Source organism: Candidatus Latescibacter sp. IFSED24 (assembly GCF_058273205.1).
Map to the genome: position 1 here is coordinate 1,315,678 of NZ_CM177850.1, position 17,312 is coordinate 1,332,989.

Here is a 17,312-nt window from a genome sequence, read left to right on the forward strand (position 1 = left end):
TGACCGTGTCCTGATCCAACCCACTCTCCTGTCAACAGTTAAGACTTGTTCAGTCGATAGACGTAGGCCAGGATTTCGGCCACGGCCTGGAACAGGCTCTCGGGGATCATCCGACCCACCTCCACCTCTGCATACAAGGCGCGTGCCACCGGTTTGTTCTCGATCACCGGGACGCGGGATTCGCGGGCCACCTCGCGGATCTTCTTGGCGATGTGGTCGGCGCCCTTGGCCACGACCACCGGCGCCGGTCGGTTGGCCTCGTACTTGAGCGCCACCGCGAAGTGGGTCGGGTTGGTGATCACGACGTCGGCGCGGGGCACGTCGGCAAGCATCCGCCGGCGCGAGGCTTCCATCTGCAGGGCGCGGATACGGGCCTTGATCTGCGGATCGCCCTCGAACTCCTTCATCTCTTCCTTGATCTCCTGGCGCGACATCTTGATCTCCTGCTCGTACTGGTACCGCTGGAAGACCCAGTCCAGCAGCGCCAGCAGCGCCATGAAGCCCAGCAGGACCACCATGAGCTTGAGGTAGCCGCCACGAGCCACGTCGAGGATCCCGGGCAGCGGCAGGCCCAGGGACTCGTAGATCCTGGGCAACAGGCTGCGGATCACGAGACCGGCGAGCAGGCTGATCAGGCCGATCTTGAGCAGGTTCTTGCCGAGGTCGAAGAAGGTCCGCTTCTGGACCAGTTTCTTCAGGCCGCTGATGGGATTCAGGCGGCTCCACTGGAAGTTCATGGCACTGGGCGTGAGCTTGAGCCCGACCTGCATGACGTTGGACGCCAGACCGGCGATGAGCACCAGGCCGGCCAGGGGCGCCAGGGCCCAGGCGAACGCCTCCACGTTGCCTCGCAGCAGGTAGCGCACCCCGAACAGATTGCTCGGCCCCAGGAAATGCGCCTGACCCAGCAGGTAGGTGGTGTTGCGGCCGAGGATGTCGAGGAAATAGCCCGACATGGTCAGCAGCACCAGGAAGCCGGCCAGCAGCACGAAGAAGCTGTTGACCTCCTGCGATTGCGCCACCTGTCCCTTTTCGCGCGCTTTCTCGCGCCGTCTAGGGGTCGCTTTCTCGGTGCGTTCACCGGCGGTCTCCTCGGCCATGTCTCACCTCCTCTCGGCTGCGCTCCGGGGGAGCTAGGCCATGGCGGCCAGGATCCTGGCCAGCAGATCGCCGGTGGTGGTGAAGGCTCGGGCCACCACCGCGTGGAAATAGGTCAGCGAGCCGCCCAGCACCATCATGCCCACGGCGATCTTCACGGGGAAGCCCACCACCAGGACGTGGATCTGGGGCGCGGTCTTGACGATGACGCCCATGGCCGCCGAGATCAGCATCAGCACCACCACGACCGGCGCGGAGAGCCGCAAGCCCAGCAGGAACACCTGGCTGTACTCGCGCAGCAGGACTCCGCTGGCGGTGGTGAAGTCGGGGACGACGAACGGCGGCACCGCCTCCAGCGACGCCACCAGCGCCTGGATGATCAGGTGGTGCACGTCGAGGGTGAAGAACAGCAGGACGGTCAGCAGGTAGTACAGCTGGGCGATGATGGAGATCTGCGAGTCGGTCTGGGGATCGTAGGCGTTGACGATGGCGAAGCCGATCTGCATGCCGGCGATGCCGCCGGCGTAGCGCACCGCGGTCAACACGAGGTTCATGGCGAAGGTCAGTAGCGCGCCGACCACCAGCGAGTTGAGCGCCTCCATGGCCAGGAGCGGCCAGCCGATGGCTGTCGGCAGCTCCAGGTGACCGGCCACCGCCGGCGCCACCGCCCAGGCCAGCGGCAAGGCCACGCCCAGACGCCACAGCAGCGGGACCGAGCGACGGTCCATCAACGGCATCAGCGCCAGGATGACGGCCATGCGCAGCGCGACCACCGCGGTGGCCAGGACCAGCCTGGTGTCCAGTCCCAGGACCACGCGCTACATCCCGCCGATGCGTTCGAACATGGCCCGGGTGAACCCCGTGAGCTGGGCGATGGCCCAGGGCAGGCTGAGCACCATGACCAGGAAGACCGCCACGATCTTGGGTACGAAGGTCATGGTCATCTCGTTGACCTGGGTGGCGGCCTGGATGATGGAGATCACCAGGCCCACGGCCAGTCCGGCCAGGAGCATGGGCCCGGCCACCAGCAGGGTCGTGCGCAGGGCCTGCTGCCCGATCTCGATCACGGCTTCGGGTGTCATGAGATTCCTTTCCTTCTCACTGGAAGGCCGAGACCAGCGACCGGATCACCAGCCACCAGCCGTCCACCAGGACGAAGAGCAAGATCTTGAAGGGAAGGCTGATCAGGACCGGCGGCAGCATCATCATGCCCATGGACATCAGGACCGAGGCCACCACCATGTCGATGATCAGGAAGGGGATGAAGATCACGAAGCCCATCTGGAACGCGGTCTTCAGCTCGCTGATCACGAAGCTCGGCACCACCACCAGCATGGAGAGTTCCTCGGGCGTGTCGGGGGCCTCCTGCTGCGTCAGCTCGAGGAACAGCGCGATGTCCTTCTCGCGGGTCTGTCCGAGCATGAAGCTCTTCAGGGGAGCCTCGGCGGCGGCCAGGGCCATCTTCTCGTCGATCTCGCCCGCGAGCAGCGGCTGCAGGGCGGTGTCGTTGATCTGGGTCAGGACCGGCCCCATGATCACCAGGGTCAAGAAGAGCGACAGGCCGATGATCACCTGGTTGGCCGGGGCCTGGGCGGTTCCCAGGGCCTGGCGCAGGAAGCCGAGGACGATGGTGATCCGGGTGAAGCTGGTGAGGGTCACGAGCAGGGCGGGGGCCAGCGAGACCACGGTCATCAGGAGGACGATCCGCAGCGCGGCATCGAGGCCGCGGGTTCCCTCCACCGAGGCCACCGAGAGCGTCAAGGCGTTGCCCGCGGCCGTGGTGTCGGCAGGAGCGGTCTGGGCCGCGGCGGTGCCCGCCAGCAACAGCCCGACCAGCAGCACCGTGCTCGCTGGCGACAAGGAACCTGGGAATCGTAGCCGTCGCATGCATCCTCCTGGCGGTCACCGGGTGGGTCCTGGCAGGCTCAGACGCAACGGACGTGCCACAGGACTCCGGCAAGACCAATGACGGTGATAGCGTTAATTAGAAGTTTGACAATACGTTACGACATCCCGCACCCACGCGGAGCGGCCATGATGCTGGCATGAGAAAAGCCGCCCGTCTCCGTGTCGGAGCGAGCGGCCGATCTTCGGCCAAGCCGTGGTCAGGCTCGGATCATGCGGTCCGGTCCCGGCCTCCGGCGCTGGCGGCCAGGGCCAGCAGGCGCCGGCCCAGGTCGGCGGCCGCCGGTGCCGATGCGGGCTGGGGCTGTTCCGCCTGCCAGTGGGCGTGGTCCTCGCGCTTGAGCACCACCATGGCGCCCTCCTGGCGATACAGCGTGTAGACCTCGTCACCGACCTGGAGCGCCTGGAGCTCCCGCTTCGGCCCCAGCTTGTGCAGCGAGAGCAGCTTGGCCCCGGCCTCGCCCAGGCGCCGCCCCTGCCACCGTTGCAGCAGCTTGAGGCAGAGCACCAGCAGCGAGAGCACGGCCAGCAGCGCCGCGCCGGCCTGCCAGAACGAGGGTCCGCCGGCGGAGAGTGCGGGGTCCATCAGAGCACCCGCTTGAGCCGTTCGACCCGGTTCAGGAGCTTGGTGATGCGGATGGCGAAGTGGTCTTCCACCACCACCACCTCGCCGGTGGCCAGCAGCGCGCCGTTGACCATGATGTCCACGGGCTCGCTGGTCAACTTGGCCAGCTCCACCACCGACCCCGAGGACAGGTTGAGGACGTCGCGGAACTTGAGCCGAGCCCGGCCCAGCTCCACGGTCAGCTTCATGTCCACGTCCATGAGCAGATCGAGGTTGGCGGTCTCTCCCAGGGTCTGCGCCAGATCGGCGCCCACCGGCGACTCCGCCGGTTCGCTCGCCATCGTGGTCGTGGCAGCGGCTCCGGATTCCAGGTCCTTCAGATCCTCGCCGGACATGGTCACTCCTTGTCGATCTTGCGGACCAGCTTGACGGCCCGGTTCTGGTTGATGCGGCCGGCTTCGGCCAGGAAGACCTCGCGCCCCTCGATGAGTACGGTGAGCGGACTGTCCACCGCCTGGGGCAGGTGCAGCAGATCGCCCTCCTTCAGCGCCAGGATCCGGTCCAGATTCATGGTCACCTCGCCCATCCGCACCACGAGCTCGCTGTCGGTGGCCTGGACCATGTCCAGGATCTGCCGGCGGTCCTGCTGCATCTCGTCGTTGGAGCGGACCTCGACGCTCTCCTCGGGATCGAAGATATCGCGCACGGGTGTGAAACCGGTCAAGGGCAGCGCCAGCTCGAGCAGGCCCTCCACGGCTTCCAGCCGCAGCCGGAAACGCAGGCAGGCCAGGGTCTCGCCCGAAGGGACGCCGGCGATGTAGTCGGGGTTGTTCTCCAGCGCGACCACCTCGGGCTCGAAGTCGATGAGCTTGGTCGCGGCCATGCGCAGCAGATCGGTCAACCGGCTCGTGAAATGGCTGAAGATCCCGCGCTCGATCTCGGTGAAGGCCCGGACCCGGTCCTCGCTCTCGGCGCGCCCGCCCATGAGCTTCTTGAGAATCACGAAGCACAGGCTCATGTCCAGGTTCAGCAGCGACAGGCCGTTGAGGGGTCGCAAGGCCACGGTGGCGAGGCAGGAAGGCCGGGGCAGCGCCTCGCGGTACTCGGCGAACGACCGCAGCTGGATGCCCTGGAATTCCATGACCACGTTGGAGCGCAGCAGGCTGGTGAGGTTCACCGTGGCGCTGCGGGAGAAGAGCTCGGCGATGTTGTGGAGATTCTGCTCGAAGCGTTTGGAGATCCCGTGCGGCTGGTTGAAGTCGTAGGCGCGAACGCCGTCGGGCGACTCCTCCTCGGGATCGGCGTTCAGGACCGCGTCGAGATCCAGATCCAGGCCCGCGTCTCCACCGAGGGCGGCGTCCAGATCCAGATCGTCCAGGATGTCCTGGCCGTTGTCAGCAGTGGTGTCGAGAGTGTCGATCGTCACGGTGTCTCGTTCCCGCCGTTGCTGAGAAGTTGCCTACTGGATCACGAGATCGGAAAAGTAGAGGTGCCGCAACATGTCGCCCGGCAGACGTTCGCTGAGGCGTCGCATCAGCTCGTCGCGCAGCCCCTTCATACCCTCGGGCCGGTTCAGGTCCTCGGCCGAACGGTCGCTGAGCGTCATGATCACGGTGTCCCGGAGCACGGGCAGGCGCTCGGCGGCGGTTTCGCTGGCCACCTGATCCTGCAGCTCCAGGTCCACGGTGATGCGCAGGTACCGCGTCTTGGCCGAATCGCCCTTCAGGGTCACGATGATCTCCCCCAGGCTGAGCAGCACTCCCATCTCCTGCTCCGGGCTGTCGAGAGTCGGATTCTCGACCCCGGAAGCGGCCTGTCCGGCACCCAGCCGGGGCATGATCACCATGGTGGTCAGGCCGACGGCCAGCAGCAGCTGCAGCGCCACCACGCCACCCAGGATGATCACCTTGTTTTCCAGCAGACCCGGCTTCTTGACCTCGCCGGCGCCTTCCTGATCCTTGGTTTCTTCTGCCATGCCTGCTCCTTAGGGCTCACTGCGCAGGGTCCGGAGCCGGTCGGTGACCGGGGTCGGTCGCGGCGCGCTGGTCCGCGATCCGTCCAGGGCCCCGCTGAGCGGTTTCCCACCGGCGGCCGGCTGGTTCCGGTCCACCTTCAGGAAGATCTCCACCCGTCGGTTCTTGGCCCGTCCCTCGGCGGTATCGTTGGTGGCCAGCGGTCGGTGTTCGCCGTATCCCGTGGCCGCGATCCGCTCCGGCGGCAAACCACTCCCTTGAAAGAAGCGTGCCACCGCCCCGGAGCGGGCAGCCGACAGTTCCCAGTTGCTGGGAAAGCGGCCACTGCGGATGGGGATCGAGTCGGAATGGCCCTCGATCCGGATCTCCCCGGGGAACTTGACCAGGAAGCCGGCCAGGAGGTCCAACGCGGCGTGGCTCGCGGGCTGGACCTCGGCCAGTCCCGGCGCGAAGAGCACCGGCGCCTCGAGTCGGAAGAGCACGCCGTCGGGGGTGAAGGACATCTCCACCGCCTCGTTGAGCCCCTTGTCCAGCAGCGCCGACTCCAGTGCCCGGACCTCGAAGAGGAAGTCCTGGGCCTCCTTGGTCTCGTACTTGGGCATCAGGGGGTCGTTGAACTCGATGACCGATTCGGGCTGGACCATGACGCCCAGCGCCTTGCGCAGCGACATGGCGGCGTCCTTGAACTTGGCCTCCTGCATCGACGAGAAGCTCACGATGAGCACGAAGAAGGTCAGCAGCAGGGACATCATGTCCCCGTAGGTCATGACCCAGCCGTCGAGGCCCATTTTGATGATGACGGGACGCTTGTTCTTGGCCATGAGGGCTCCCGGGACGCAGCGGCCGGCGGCGTCCTAGGCCGCCTGCTGCTTGCTGTCGTCCACCAGCTTGCGCTGCACGGGTGACAGGAAACTCTTGAGCTTCTCCTCGACGATGCGGGGCGAGTCGCCGCTCTGGATCGCCATGATCCCGTCGATGATCATCTCCTTGACGAGGATCTCCTCCTGCGAGCGGACCTCGAGCTTGGAGGCCAGGGGCAGGAAGATCGCATTGGCCATGAGCGCGCCGTAGAACGTGGTGATCAGCGCGGTGGCCATGCCCGCGCCGATGGAGCTGGGGTCCTCGAGCGCGGCGAGCATGTTCACCAGACCGATCAGCGTGCCGATCATGCCGAACGCCGGGGCGAAGGTGCCGCCGGTGTCGAGGATGCTCTTGCCCTCCTTGTGCCGCGACTCGATCTGGCCGATGTCGGTCTCGAGGATCTTCTCGAGCAGCTGGGGATCGGTGCCGTCGACGGCGAGCCGCAAGCCCTTGCGCAGGAAGTCGTCGGGCTCCTCCTCCGACTCCTCCTCCAGTGCCAGCATGCCCTCGCGACGCGCGCGCTCGGCGTAGCGGACCATCTTGGCGATGACCGCCGAGGGATCCTGGGGCACCGCGAAGAGGGTCTTCTTGAGGACCTTGGCCACGCCCAGGACCTTGGCCAGTGGGTAGCTGATCAACAGCGCCGCGAAGGTGCCGCCGAGCACGATGGCCACCGATGGCGGATCCCAGAACTGGTTCAGGCTGCCACCCAGCATGATGCCCCAGACCACCAGGCCGAAGGCTGCCACGATGCCGATGACTGTTGCGATATCCACGTCCGGTGCCTCTCGTCAGGCTTGCGCCCGCGCTGATCAGCCCTCGAAAACCGATCCGGTCCCGCCGGTGGGAACCGGGTAGATGCGGGCGCGGCTGCGGTAGCTCACCGCCCGCTGGACCACCTCGTTCAGCTCCTCGAGCACCATGACCTTGCGGCCGGTGGTCAGGCTGATCAGGGTGTCGGGGGTGGACTCCACGAACTCGATGAGATCCGCGTTCACCACCAGTTCCCTGCCATTTAGTTTCGTGACCTTGATCATAAACTTTAGCTCCGGGAGTGGTCCGGGCGGGCCAGAGCGCCGCCCGGACCTGCAAACTCAGCTACCGGACCAGGTTGACCAGCTCCTGCATCAGCGTGTCGCCCGTGGTCACCACCCGGCTGTTGGCCTGGAAGGAGCGCTGGGCGACCACCAGACGCGTGAACTCCTGGGCCAGGTCCACGTTGCTGGTCTCGAGCGCGCCCGGGGTCAGCGTCACGCCGGTGCCGTCGCCGGCGAACATGACCATGGCGTCGCCCGAGTTGCCGCTCGTGCTGTAGGTGTTGTTGGCCTCGCGTACCAGGCCGGCCTGGTTGTTGAACTGGACCAGGCCGATGCGGCCGATATCACGCATGGTGTCGTTGCTGAACCGGCCCACGATCAGACCGCTTTGGTCGATCTCGAAATCGACCAGGCTGCCCGCGGTGTAGCCGTCGGCCATGCTCTTGAGCTGGCCCGTGCCCTCGAACTGGGTCAAGCCGTTGAGGCCGCCGATCTCGCCGTAGTCGATGTTCAGGGTGACGAGGCTGGCCCCCTCCTCGTTACCGTCCTGCGGCCGGAAGATCAGGCCATCGGCCCCGTCGTCGTAAGAGAAGTTGCTGATGGCGCCGTTCTCGTTGAACCGCATGCGGCCGCTGCCGCCGTCGATGATCTCCTCGCCGCCTTCCATCTCGGCTTCCCAGATCCACTCGTTCTGGCCGGGCACCTTCTGGAAGTTGAAGTTCACGGTGTGCTTTCCGCCCAGCGAATCGTAGACCATGGTCGAGACCGAGAAGTCGCGCTGGTCGCGCGCCTGCTGGGTGGTGTTGAAGCTGAAGGCCGACTGCACCGTGCTGTTGTCGGTGTTGAGCTCCTCGATGCTGATGACACCGATGGCGCTGGCGGTCCCCACCTCGCCCTGGACCACGATCTGGCCCTCGGCGTTGATCTCCACCGGGTTGGAGTTGATGGAGAAGGTCTGCTGGATCGAGTTCAGCAGGTCGCCCATGGTGGTGGTGGCGTCGACGGTCATGATCGTGTCGGTGACGGTGGAACCGCCGCGGTCGCCGCCGATGGACAGACTCGTGGTGCCGCCCGAGAGGTCGAGCCCCAGCCGGCTGCCCTGGGCGGTGTAGATGTCTACGAGGGCGTCGCTGGCGTCGGCGTAGCCGCGCAGTTCACCCGCACCGTCGTTGACATCGGCCGTGGTGGCCGTGGCGCCCGCGGCCACCGAGGAGGGGAAGAGGAAGTTCTCGTTGAAGTTGGTACGGCCGCCCACCGACAGCGATAGGTTGGTCACGTCGGCGCCCGTGCCGTTGGTGACCTCGATGGCGCCCGGCACCGTGGGGTCGGCGCTCATGGCGAACGAGAGACCGGGTGCGTGCGAACCCATCCAGGCCAGCAGGTCGTCGAGCGTGGATGCGCTGGTCACCTCGAAGGTGCTGGTGCCGATGTCCGCGCCGCCCACCAGGCCGTTGATGCTGATGACATCGCCGGCATACAGGCCCAGGCTGCCGTCGCGTTCGCCGCTGAGGTCGACCAGGCGATCGGTGCCCTGGGCGGCCACCAGCAGCGCGCCGGTCTCGAGGATGCTGCCCTGGGCATCGCTGTTGGCGTCGAGGTTGCCGATGAGTTCCACCGTGCTCGAGGCCTGCGCCGGGACCACCGCGCCGGGGTCGATGTAGAGGTCGCCGATGGGACCGGTGCCGATGTTGCCGTCGGCGTCGGCCATCACGCCCTGCAGCTTGAGGCCGGTGCTCGGGTTGACCAGGTAATTCTCGGCATCGAGTCCGAAGACGCCCGCCCGGGTGTACGACATGTTCTGACCGTCGCTGAGCATGAAGAAGCCCGGTCCCTGGATGGCCAGGTCGGTCTTGATGCCAGTGGTCTGGAAGTTCCCCTGGTTGAAGTTGGTGTCGATGCTGCCGACGCGGGTGCCCAGCCCGATCTGCTGTGGGTTGGTGCCGCCGAGGCCGCCGGAGACCGGACGGCTCGCCGACTGGATCGTCTGGGTCAGCATCTCGTTGAAGGTCACGCGACCCGCCTTGAAGCCGGTGGTGTTGCTGTTGGCGATGTTGTTGCCGATGACGTCGAGCTGCGCCATGTTGGCGGACATTCCGGAAACGCCTGAGTACAGCGACTTGAACATGGGGTTCCTCCTGGTCTTTCTTGACCGGCCCGCCGGGAGCCGGGAAGGGCTCCTAGCTGACCTGATAGATATCGGAGACGTAGAATTCCTGGCCGAAGATCTCCACCACCGCGATGCCGTTCTCGTAACGCAGGCCGCTGACCGGTCCGGTCATCAGTTCGGTGGCCTCGACGGATTCGCCATCGACGTTCTCCACCGCGACCTCGAACGTGTACTCGCCGTCGGCGAGCGCCTCCTCGTCCGGCCCCAGCCCGTCCCAGCTGACGTCGTTGAGGCCCACGTCCACGGTCTTGTGATACGTGCGCACCACGTTGCCGTCCTCGTCGCGGATGGTCACCGTGGCGGTTCCCGGCTCGTAACAGTTGATCTTGCTACCGGTGACGTCGCCCCCCGAGACGTGGATCTCGTCGCCCTCGACGGTGATGTCCTGCCCCACCAGTGCCAGCATGGCGGTGTTGTTCAGCGACTGGGCCATGATGAGGCTCTCGTCGAGGCTCGCGCCCATCTGGGCGATCTCGTCGAGCATGGTGAACTGCGTGATCTGGCTGGTGAACTCAGCGTTGTCCATGGGGCTGAGCGGATCCTGATTCTGGATCTGCGCCACCAGCAGGTTCATGAAATCGATCTGATTGATCTCGGAATAGTTGCGGGCCGGGCCGCCGACCACGGGTGTCGTGCTGTCAGTGACGGTGCTCACTGCCATGGTTCAACCTTTCGCTCAGCGCTGGGCCTGCTGGCGCCGACGCTGCTGCTCTTGACGACCGCGGCGCTCCTCCTGGCCGCCCTCATCGTCCTCGACATCCTCGTGGTCCGGGCCGGATCCCTCCGGCTCGGCGACCTTGATCTCGACATGCTGCCAGCGGGCCGCCTGTTGACCGCTCAACGCGCGCAGCAGATCCTTCGACCCCTCGCGCAACGCCTGCTCCGCGTCCGCGTTCTCCGCGGTGATCACCACCTCCAGCCGATCGCCGCTGGCGATCAAACGCACTTCCACCTTGCCCAGGTGCTCGGGATTCAGCTGTAGCGTCACCTTCTGTTCGCCGGCGGAGGGCGTCTCGGCGGCGAGGATCTGGCGCAGGACCTGGGCCTGGATGCGGTCAGGGTCGGCGGGCCGGGTCGCCGCTTCGCCGACAGGATGCTTCGTGTCCGCTCGGCCGATGACCGCCAGCGGATCGGGACCGGTCGCGGCGCTGACCTGGGCCGGAACCGCCTCGGCGGACGGGCTGACGGGAACCTCCGCCGGCCGCTCGACGGCCGTGGCGGGCGAGGACACCTCGGCCCGGGCCGCCGTGCTCAACGAGGGTTTGCGGTCGTCGCGGTCCCCACCTTCGCCTGGCGCGTCGGAGGATCCTGGCGTCTTGCCGTCGGCGTCGGCTTCGGTGCTCGGGGCCGCCGTGGTGCCCAGTTCGAAGGTTACGTTCTCGGGCGTCGGAGTATCGGGCGACGCGGCCTGAGACGCCGTGGTGCCCAGCTCTGGCACCGGCATCGACGGACGCCCACCGGGCGCCGACGGCGACAAGGGACGAGTGCTGGCAGGATTCAGCCCAGCGTCCTGACCGCCGTGGCGAGGCGGAATCTTGCCTGCTTCGTGCGTGCCCGTCTCGGCGATCTTTCCGGTCGTGTCTGCAGCCATCCCGACCAGCGTCGTGGTCGTGGCCCCGGGCGCCGCGACCGCAGGCTGTTCCATGGCCGGATCCGCGGAACCGTCCGGCGTGGCGGCGACCAGCGGTTGACCGTCCCCGCTGCGCTCGACCTGGATCGGCAGCAGGGCCGCGGTCATGATCGCCACGGCGGCGTGTCCGGTCGGGCCCTGGATCAGGCCGTCCGGTCCCACCGTCGGTGAAGACATGGCGCCCGGCGCGGTCGCCGTCTCGGTCGCGGGTTCGTTGGCCGACTCGACGCCCGAGTCCGTCGGGGCCGTCGGTTGCTGTGGAGAATCCCCCGCCTCCACCAGGGTCTTCTGCTGCACCCCCGCCAGCAACGAGGCGAAGATCGCCTCCAATCCTGTCTCCGGAACCGATCCCTCGGCCGACGCGGGCGAGGCGGCGGCCAGGGGATTGCCGGAATTGCCGAAACCGAGCAGAGCCGTCAGATCCAGCTGCATCTAGGCACCTTCCTTGAGGCTGAGTCGCGTACTGATCCGGGCGGCGAGGCCGGCCTCCATGCTCGCCAGGATCCGGGCCGCCTGGCGCTCCTTCATGCGGGCCAGGATGGCGATGGTGACGTCCATATCCAGGGCCGAGAGGATCACGGCCGCCTTCTGGGGCTTCATGGCCTCGTACATCTTCGCCAGGCGGTCGGCCGCAGCGTCCTGCTCGGCGATGAAGACGTCCTGGCGCTGGTCGATCTTCTGGATGGTCTGCAGGAGCTGGTCGTGGACCTGCCCCATGAGCACCTCGCGAGCGGCCTGCGATTGGCGCATCCCGGCGAGATACTCGCGCTCGCGCTGGAGCCGGTCCCGTTCGGCGTTCACGTCGCGCAGCAGGCGCTGGCCGGCAGCCTGGTCGGCCGGATCGAGCGCGGTCTCGCCCCCACCCGTCTGCCCGCTGAGCTGCAACGACAGCGCCGCGATCCCGCCGAAGATCAGCAGGAAGGTGACACTGGAGATGATCAGCACGCTCTTCATGTCGTCCTCTTTCGGTGGACTCGCCGCGCCAGGGCCCGCCAGGGGCGGTTACCCGGCAAAATCTTCCTGCCGCTGCTGGGCCGCCCGAATGGCGCCGATCTCGTCGAGCGCCCGTCGCTGGCGGCGACTTTCTTCCAGGAGCCACTCCTGGCGCTGTTTCTCCTTGAGCCGCTCGAGCACCTCACGATCGCGCCAGGCCGACTGGAGCTTGGCCTGGGTACGCTCTTGCAACGCGCGTGCCGCCTCCACCTCGCCGCGGCGTTCGTCCCGTCGCCGCACCAGCACGTCGTGCCAGGAGGTCAGTCGCGCCAGGTGCTCCGGCGTGACCACGCCCTCGCGCGCCCGGGCCGCTTCCCGGTAACTGCGCACCAGCTCGTCGTCGGCCGCGGCGACGGCGGACAGCGCCTGCGCGAGCTGCTCCTGCGCCTCGGCCAGTTCGCGGGTGCAGGCCTCAACGATCCGCTGGCGATGCTGCAGGACCCGTTCGAGCCGGAAGTGGAACATCAGGCGTCCTCCTCGCCGGCCAGGTCCGCCAGGGCCGCGAGGCCCTCACGAGCGTCCGCGCGGTGGTCCAGGTCCTGGGTCAGGAAGCTGCGGATCTGGTCACGTGCCGCCAGCGCCTGGTCGAGGATGGGATCGGAGCCGGGGGCATAGGCGCCGATGCTCACCAGGTCCTGGTTGTCCTCCAGCGCCTTGAGCCAGCGGACGAGGCGATCGCCCGGCCGCCGCTCGGACTCGGCCATGACCTCGTTGCGCAGCCGGCTCACCGACCCCAGGATGTCGATGGCCGGATAGTGGCCCTGGCGTGCCAGGTCTCGGCTCAGCATGACGTGCCCGTCGAGGATCGACCGCATGGCGTCGCCCACCGGGTCGTGGATGTCGTCGCCCTCGATGAGCACGGTGAAGAACGCGGTCATGGTGTTGATCGCGCTACACCCGGCCCGCTCGCAGAGCCGCGGCAACGCGGCGAAGACCGACGGCGGGTAGCCCTTGGTCGTGGGCGGTTCGCCGGCGGCCAGGCCGATCTCGCGCAGCGCCATGGCGTAGCGCGTCACCGAGTCCATCAGCAGCAGGACCTCGCGGTCCTGGTCGCGGAAACTCTCGGCGATGGTCATGGCGGTCTCGGCACCCTTGGCGCGCATGACTGCGCTCTCGTCGCTGGTGACCACCACCACCACGCTGCGCGCCAGCCCCTCGGGACCGAGGTCGCGTTCGAGGAACTCGCGCACCTCGCGACCGCGTTCGCCGATCAGGGCCAGCACGTTGACGTCGACGCTGGCACCGCGCGCCAGCATGCCGAGCAGCACCGACTTGCCGACCCCGCTGCCGGCGAAGATGCCCATGCGCTGGCCGCGGGCCACCGTGACCAGCGAGTCCATGGCCCGGATCCCCGTCTCCAGGGGCCGGGTGATGCGCTGGCGGTTCAAGGCGTCCGGGGCGGCATTGCCCAGCCGGCGGCGCGGCAGGTGGCTGATGGGCGGGCCACCGTCGATGGGTTCACCCAGCCCGTTGAGCACGCGGCCGAGCAGGCGGTCGCCGGTGGGCGCGGTCAGCTGGCTGGCCACCGGCACCACGGCCTGGCCCGGGGCGGTTCCCTGCATGTTGCCGTAGGGCATGAGCAGCAGCCGGCCGTTGCGGAACCCGACGGCCTCGCAGAAGACCGGTGGGCGGTGGCGGCCGCCCTCCACGCGGCAGAGCGAGCCCATGGGTGTCGAGAGCCCCATGACCTCGATGGTCATGCCCACCATGCCGGTCACCCGGCCGACCTGGCGCACGGGATCGCAGCGCTGGAGCTGGTGTTGGCACGCATCCCAGGCGAGCTCAAGCACGCGGTTCCTCCGGGGCGGGTCCGTCCGACTGGACCGGGATGGCCAGCGCCTCGGTCATGGCCTCGCCCAGCACGGCGAGCTGGCGCTCCACGGTGGCATCCCATTCCAGATCGTCGGCCTTGACCAGGCAGCCGCCGCGGTCCAGGCGCCGGTCCTCCTTGATCTCGGCGATGCGCAGACGGGCGCAGAGTTCGGGCGATTCCCTCAACCAGACGGCGTCGTCCGGCTGCACGGTCACCGAGAGCGTGCCGCCGGCCTCCACCTTGTAGAGAACCGTCTCGAGGGTGCGCACCAGCACCTGGGGGTCGGTGGCCACCTCGTGACGGACCACCTTCGCGGCCATCAGCAGCGCCATCTCCACGTTGCGGCGAGCCAGCCCGCTCAGGGCCTCCTCGACCTCGCGGCGCAGGCCGGCCGAGAGTTCGTCCTGCCAGCGTTGCCGGACCTCTGCTTCCTGCCGGACCCGCTCCTCCTCCTGGCGCCGGCGCTCCTCGCTCTCGCGCTGGAAGCGCTCCTCGTACTCGCGGCGCAGGTCCTGCTCGAGCAGCTCCATGATCAGGGTGCGCTCGTCGCGCGAGAGCTGACGCATCAGGCCGCGCGGGTCGGCGAATCCGGCCTCGGGGCGGAAGCCCGGATGCTGCGGCGCCACACCCGTGGCCATGGCCAGCGGCTGGAAGGTGCCGGCGTTCGCCTCGATCTCGAGCGGTTCAGGACACCATTTCTGCATCCTTGCCCCCCTTGCCGATGACGATGGTGCCGGCTTCCTCGAGACTGCGCACGACCTCGACGATGCGCTGCTGGGCCTCCTCCACCTCGCTCAGGCGGACCGGACCCATGTACTCCATGTCCTCCTTGATGCCCATGGCGGCACGCTTGGACATGTTGTTGAAGATCTTGTCCTGGATCTCCTCCGTGGCGCCCTTCAGCGCCAGGGTCAGCTCCTTGCCGTCGATCTCCTTGAGGATCTCCTGGATGTACTTGTCGTTCATCAGGACGATGTCCTCGAAGATGAACATGAGGTTGTTGACCTCGTTGGCGACCTCGTCATCGATCTCGCGCATCTCGTCGAGGATCTCCTGCCACGTCTCGCGCTCGGTCTCGTTGAGGATCTCGGCCACCTGCTTGCGCCCGCCGTATTTGCCCCGGCTGGCGTTCATCTCGCCTTGCAGCTGGCTGGCCAGCACCTCCTCGACCACCTTCAACGACTCGGCATTGGGCGAATCGAGCACGGCCATGCGGTAGGCCACCTCGCCCTGCAGTTCGGCCGGCAAGAGCTGGAGGATCGGTCCGCTGTCGCGCGGATCCATGTGGGCGAGCACCACGGCCACGGTCTGCGGGTGCTCGTTCTTGAGGTAGTTCGCCACGGTCAGCGCGTCGAGGGTGCGCAGGTGCTCGAAGCTCTTGATCTCGCTGTAGCTGGTGACGCGGCTCAGCAACGAGGAGGCCCGATGCGTGCCGAAGCCCGCCTCGAGGATCTGCTTGGCCGTCTCCTCGCCACCGAAGCCGATGCCCGAGATCTGGCACGAGAGGTTGATGAACTCGCCGAGGACCAGGCGCTTCTCCTCGCGGGGGATCTGCCCGGCGTTGGCGATGGCGTGCGTCACCTGCTCGACCATGGACTCGGGCAGGCAGGCCATGACATGGCCACCAGCCTCGGGCCCCAGGGCCATGATGAAGATGGCGGCCTTGCGCAGGTTCTTGGAATCGGGCTGGACCTTCATCGTCGCCACCTAACGCCCCGAGCTGGGTTCAGGTTCGTACACCCACGACTGGATGACCTCGGCCACCCGTTCGGGGTTCTCCGCTGCATACTCGCGCACATCCTCGACCATCTGGTCGGTCATCTCCGGCAAACCCTCGAAGCGCTCGACATCGCCCGGTGCGGCCTGACCCTGCCCCCCGCCACCGGCAGCGCCCGGCGCACCCGACGGGCCGCCGCGCAGCGAGGCCAGCTCGCTCAGCGCCGCTGCGAGGCTGCGCCGGAAGGTCAGCACCAGCGACACCAGCATGATCGCCATCAGGACCCGGCCACCGTGCTGGGTCACCAGCTCGAGCCAGCCGCCGGGCAGGCCGCCGCCGGTCTCGTCACCCGTCAGCCCGTCCTGGAATTGGATGTTGACCACCTCGATCTGATCGCCGCGCTCGGCCGAGAGCCCCACCGCGCGCTGGACCACGCGCTGGATGTTGTCGAGCTGATCCTGGGGCAGCGGGGCGTAGACGGGATCGCCGCCACCCTCGGGGGTGGTGTAGGTGCCGTCGACGAACACGGCCACCGAGAGCCCGCTGATGCCGCCGGTCTCCCCGACGATGCGCTCCACCGTCTGGTTGATCTCGTAGTTGGTCATGCTGGATTCGGTGGTGCCGCCGTTCTGCGGGTCGTTGGCCTCGTTGCGCTCCTCGGAGCGGACCACCGATCCCTTGGGATCGAAGACGGTGCGTTCGCTTTCGATCTTCTCGAAGTTCAGGGTCGCATCGACGCGCACCAGCGAGCGGTCGGCGCCGAGCACTCCGCTCAGCAGGCTCTGCGCCTTCTCCGAGAGGTAGGTCTCCACCTCTTTCTTCAGCTCGAGCTGGCGATCGCTGGTGCCGTACGCATCGTCGCCATAGTTCGCCGAGAGCGCCTGGCCGTACTGGTCGAGCACGGTGACGTTTTCGGGGTGCAGATTCTCCACGCTGCCGGCGACCAGGCTCTGGATCCCGGCGATCTGCGACTGGCCCAGGCTGCGCTGGCGGTTCAGCGTGAGCACCACCGAGGCGGTGGGTTCGCTGGCCAGAGCCCGGAAGATCGAGGATTTGGGCATCACCAGATGCACGCGCGCCGACTCAACGCCCCGCAGGTTCTCGATGGTCTTGGTCAGCTCCCCTTGCAGCGCGCGCAGGTGCTGGACCTCGAAGTCCTGCTCGGTCATGCCGTACTTGTTCTGGTCGAAGATCTCGAAGCCCACCACGCCGCTGGAGGGAATACCCTCGCTGGCCAGTTCCACCCGCAGCCGGTGCACCTGTGACGCGGGCACCTTGATGGTGGTGCCGCCGTTGGTCAGCTCGGCCGCCACGTCGCGCTTGTTCAGCTCGTCGAGGGCACGGTTGGCGTCCTCGAGCGAGAGGTTGGAGAAGAGGACAACCTGCTCCTCGTGCCCCAGCATGAGGCTGAACACCCCCGCCGAGATCACCACGGCCGTGGCCACCATGCCCAGCACCAGTCGCTGGTTGACCGACATGGCGCCGAAGCGCTCCCTGATGCCTTGCCATGCCTGCCGCAATCCGTCCACGTGGTCTCCGATCCTTCAGGCTGG

The 17,312-nt window shown here is 67.3% G+C and carries 20 protein-coding genes; all 20 read right to left on the reverse strand.

What is annotated here, in order from left to right; all coding sequences use genetic code 11:
- Positions 1-38: 38 nt before the first annotated feature.
- The 20 genes from flhB to fliF all read right to left on the reverse strand — a co-directional run bounded on the left by flhB (position 39) and on the right by fliF (position 17,288).
- Positions 39-1,100 carry a flagellar biosynthesis protein FlhB gene (flhB, locus tag IFSED24_RS05355; RefSeq protein WP_491334183.1) on the reverse strand — a complete coding sequence of 354 codons (1,062 nt, stop codon included), beginning with the start codon at positions 1,098-1,100 and terminating at the stop codon, positions 39-41.
- A 33-nt stretch (positions 1,101-1,133) separates the two neighbouring features.
- Positions 1,134-1,913, reverse strand: coding sequence for a flagellar biosynthetic protein FliR (locus IFSED24_RS05360; protein WP_491334184.1), 780 nt, complete (start codon positions 1,911-1,913; stop codon positions 1,134-1,136).
- Between the two features lie 3 nt (positions 1,914-1,916).
- The gene (fliQ, locus tag IFSED24_RS05365) at positions 1,917-2,180 is read right to left on the reverse strand and encodes a flagellar biosynthesis protein FliQ (protein ID WP_491334185.1); all 264 of its coding nucleotides are present in this window, start codon (positions 2,178-2,180) and stop codon (positions 1,917-1,919) included.
- Positions 2,181-2,196: 16 nt separating this feature from the next.
- Positions 2,197-2,985: a flagellar type III secretion system pore protein FliP gene (gene fliP, locus IFSED24_RS05370; protein WP_491334186.1), complete on the reverse strand. Its 789-nt coding sequence runs from the start codon at positions 2,983-2,985 to the stop codon at positions 2,197-2,199.
- Between the two features lie 229 nt (positions 2,986-3,214).
- The gene (locus IFSED24_RS05375) at positions 3,215-3,589 is read right to left on the reverse strand and encodes a hypothetical protein (protein WP_491334187.1); all 375 of its coding nucleotides are present in this window, start codon (positions 3,587-3,589) and stop codon (positions 3,215-3,217) included.
- Positions 3,589-3,963, reverse strand: a complete 375-nt coding sequence (gene fliN, locus IFSED24_RS05380) for a flagellar motor switch protein FliN (protein WP_491334188.1) — start codon at positions 3,961-3,963, stop codon at positions 3,589-3,591. The genes IFSED24_RS05375 and fliN overlap by 1 nt, the downstream gene beginning before the upstream one ends.
- Positions 3,964-3,965: 2 nt before the next feature.
- Entirely contained in the window at positions 3,966-4,994 is a 1,029-nt protein-coding gene (locus tag IFSED24_RS05385) for a flagellar motor switch protein FliM (protein WP_491334189.1), read from the reverse strand.
- Between the two features lie 33 nt (positions 4,995-5,027).
- On the reverse strand, positions 5,028-5,543 hold the full coding sequence (locus IFSED24_RS05390) for a flagellar basal body-associated FliL family protein (RefSeq protein WP_491334190.1): 516 nt from the start codon (positions 5,541-5,543) through the stop codon (positions 5,028-5,030).
- Between the two features lie 9 nt (positions 5,544-5,552).
- Positions 5,553-6,362 carry an OmpA/MotB family protein gene (locus IFSED24_RS05395; RefSeq protein WP_491334191.1) on the reverse strand — a complete coding sequence of 270 codons (810 nt, stop codon included), beginning with the start codon at positions 6,360-6,362 and terminating at the stop codon, positions 5,553-5,555.
- 33 nt (positions 6,363-6,395) lie between these two features.
- Entirely contained in the window at positions 6,396-7,178 is a 783-nt protein-coding gene (locus IFSED24_RS05400) for a motility protein A (RefSeq protein WP_491334192.1), read from the reverse strand.
- 36 nt (positions 7,179-7,214) lie between these two features.
- Positions 7,215-7,439 (reverse strand): flagellar FlbD family protein, encoded by a 225-nt coding sequence (locus IFSED24_RS05405; RefSeq protein WP_491334193.1) that lies wholly within the window; start codon positions 7,437-7,439, stop codon positions 7,215-7,217.
- A 61-nt stretch (positions 7,440-7,500) separates the two neighbouring features.
- Complete coding sequence (locus IFSED24_RS05410; RefSeq protein ID WP_491334194.1) at positions 7,501-9,564, reverse strand: flagellar hook-basal body complex protein; 2,064 nt, start codon at positions 9,562-9,564, stop codon at positions 7,501-7,503.
- 52 nt (positions 9,565-9,616) lie between these two features.
- Positions 9,617-10,267 carry a flagellar hook assembly protein FlgD gene (locus tag IFSED24_RS05415; protein WP_491334195.1) on the reverse strand — a complete coding sequence of 217 codons (651 nt, stop codon included), beginning with the start codon at positions 10,265-10,267 and terminating at the stop codon, positions 9,617-9,619.
- Between the two features lie 15 nt (positions 10,268-10,282).
- A complete protein-coding gene (locus IFSED24_RS05420; protein WP_491334196.1) occupies positions 10,283-11,668 on the reverse strand; it encodes a flagellar hook-length control protein FliK in 1,386 nt (461 codons plus the stop codon).
- The gene (locus IFSED24_RS05425) at positions 11,669-12,190 is read right to left on the reverse strand and encodes a MotE family protein (RefSeq protein ID WP_491334197.1); all 522 of its coding nucleotides are present in this window, start codon (positions 12,188-12,190) and stop codon (positions 11,669-11,671) included.
- A 48-nt stretch (positions 12,191-12,238) separates the two neighbouring features.
- Positions 12,239-12,694, reverse strand: coding sequence for a flagellar export protein FliJ (gene fliJ / locus IFSED24_RS05430; protein ID WP_491334198.1), 456 nt, complete (start codon positions 12,692-12,694; stop codon positions 12,239-12,241).
- Positions 12,694-14,019, reverse strand: coding sequence for a FliI/YscN family ATPase (locus tag IFSED24_RS05435; protein ID WP_491334199.1), 1,326 nt, complete (start codon positions 14,017-14,019; stop codon positions 12,694-12,696). Before IFSED24_RS05435 ends, fliJ begins: the two co-directional genes overlap by 1 nt.
- Entirely contained in the window at positions 14,012-14,746 is a 735-nt protein-coding gene (locus IFSED24_RS05440; RefSeq protein ID WP_491334200.1) for a FliH/SctL family protein, read from the reverse strand. Before IFSED24_RS05440 ends, IFSED24_RS05435 begins: the two co-directional genes overlap by 8 nt.
- Complete coding sequence (gene fliG, locus IFSED24_RS05445; RefSeq protein WP_491334201.1) at positions 14,727-15,740, reverse strand: flagellar motor switch protein FliG; 1,014 nt, start codon at positions 15,738-15,740, stop codon at positions 14,727-14,729. The genes IFSED24_RS05440 and fliG overlap by 20 nt, the downstream gene beginning before the upstream one ends.
- A 9-nt stretch (positions 15,741-15,749) precedes the next feature.
- Positions 15,750-17,288, reverse strand: a complete 1,539-nt coding sequence (gene fliF / locus IFSED24_RS05450) for a flagellar basal-body MS-ring/collar protein FliF (protein ID WP_491334202.1) — start codon at positions 17,286-17,288, stop codon at positions 15,750-15,752.
- Positions 17,289-17,312: the final 24 nt, after the last annotated feature.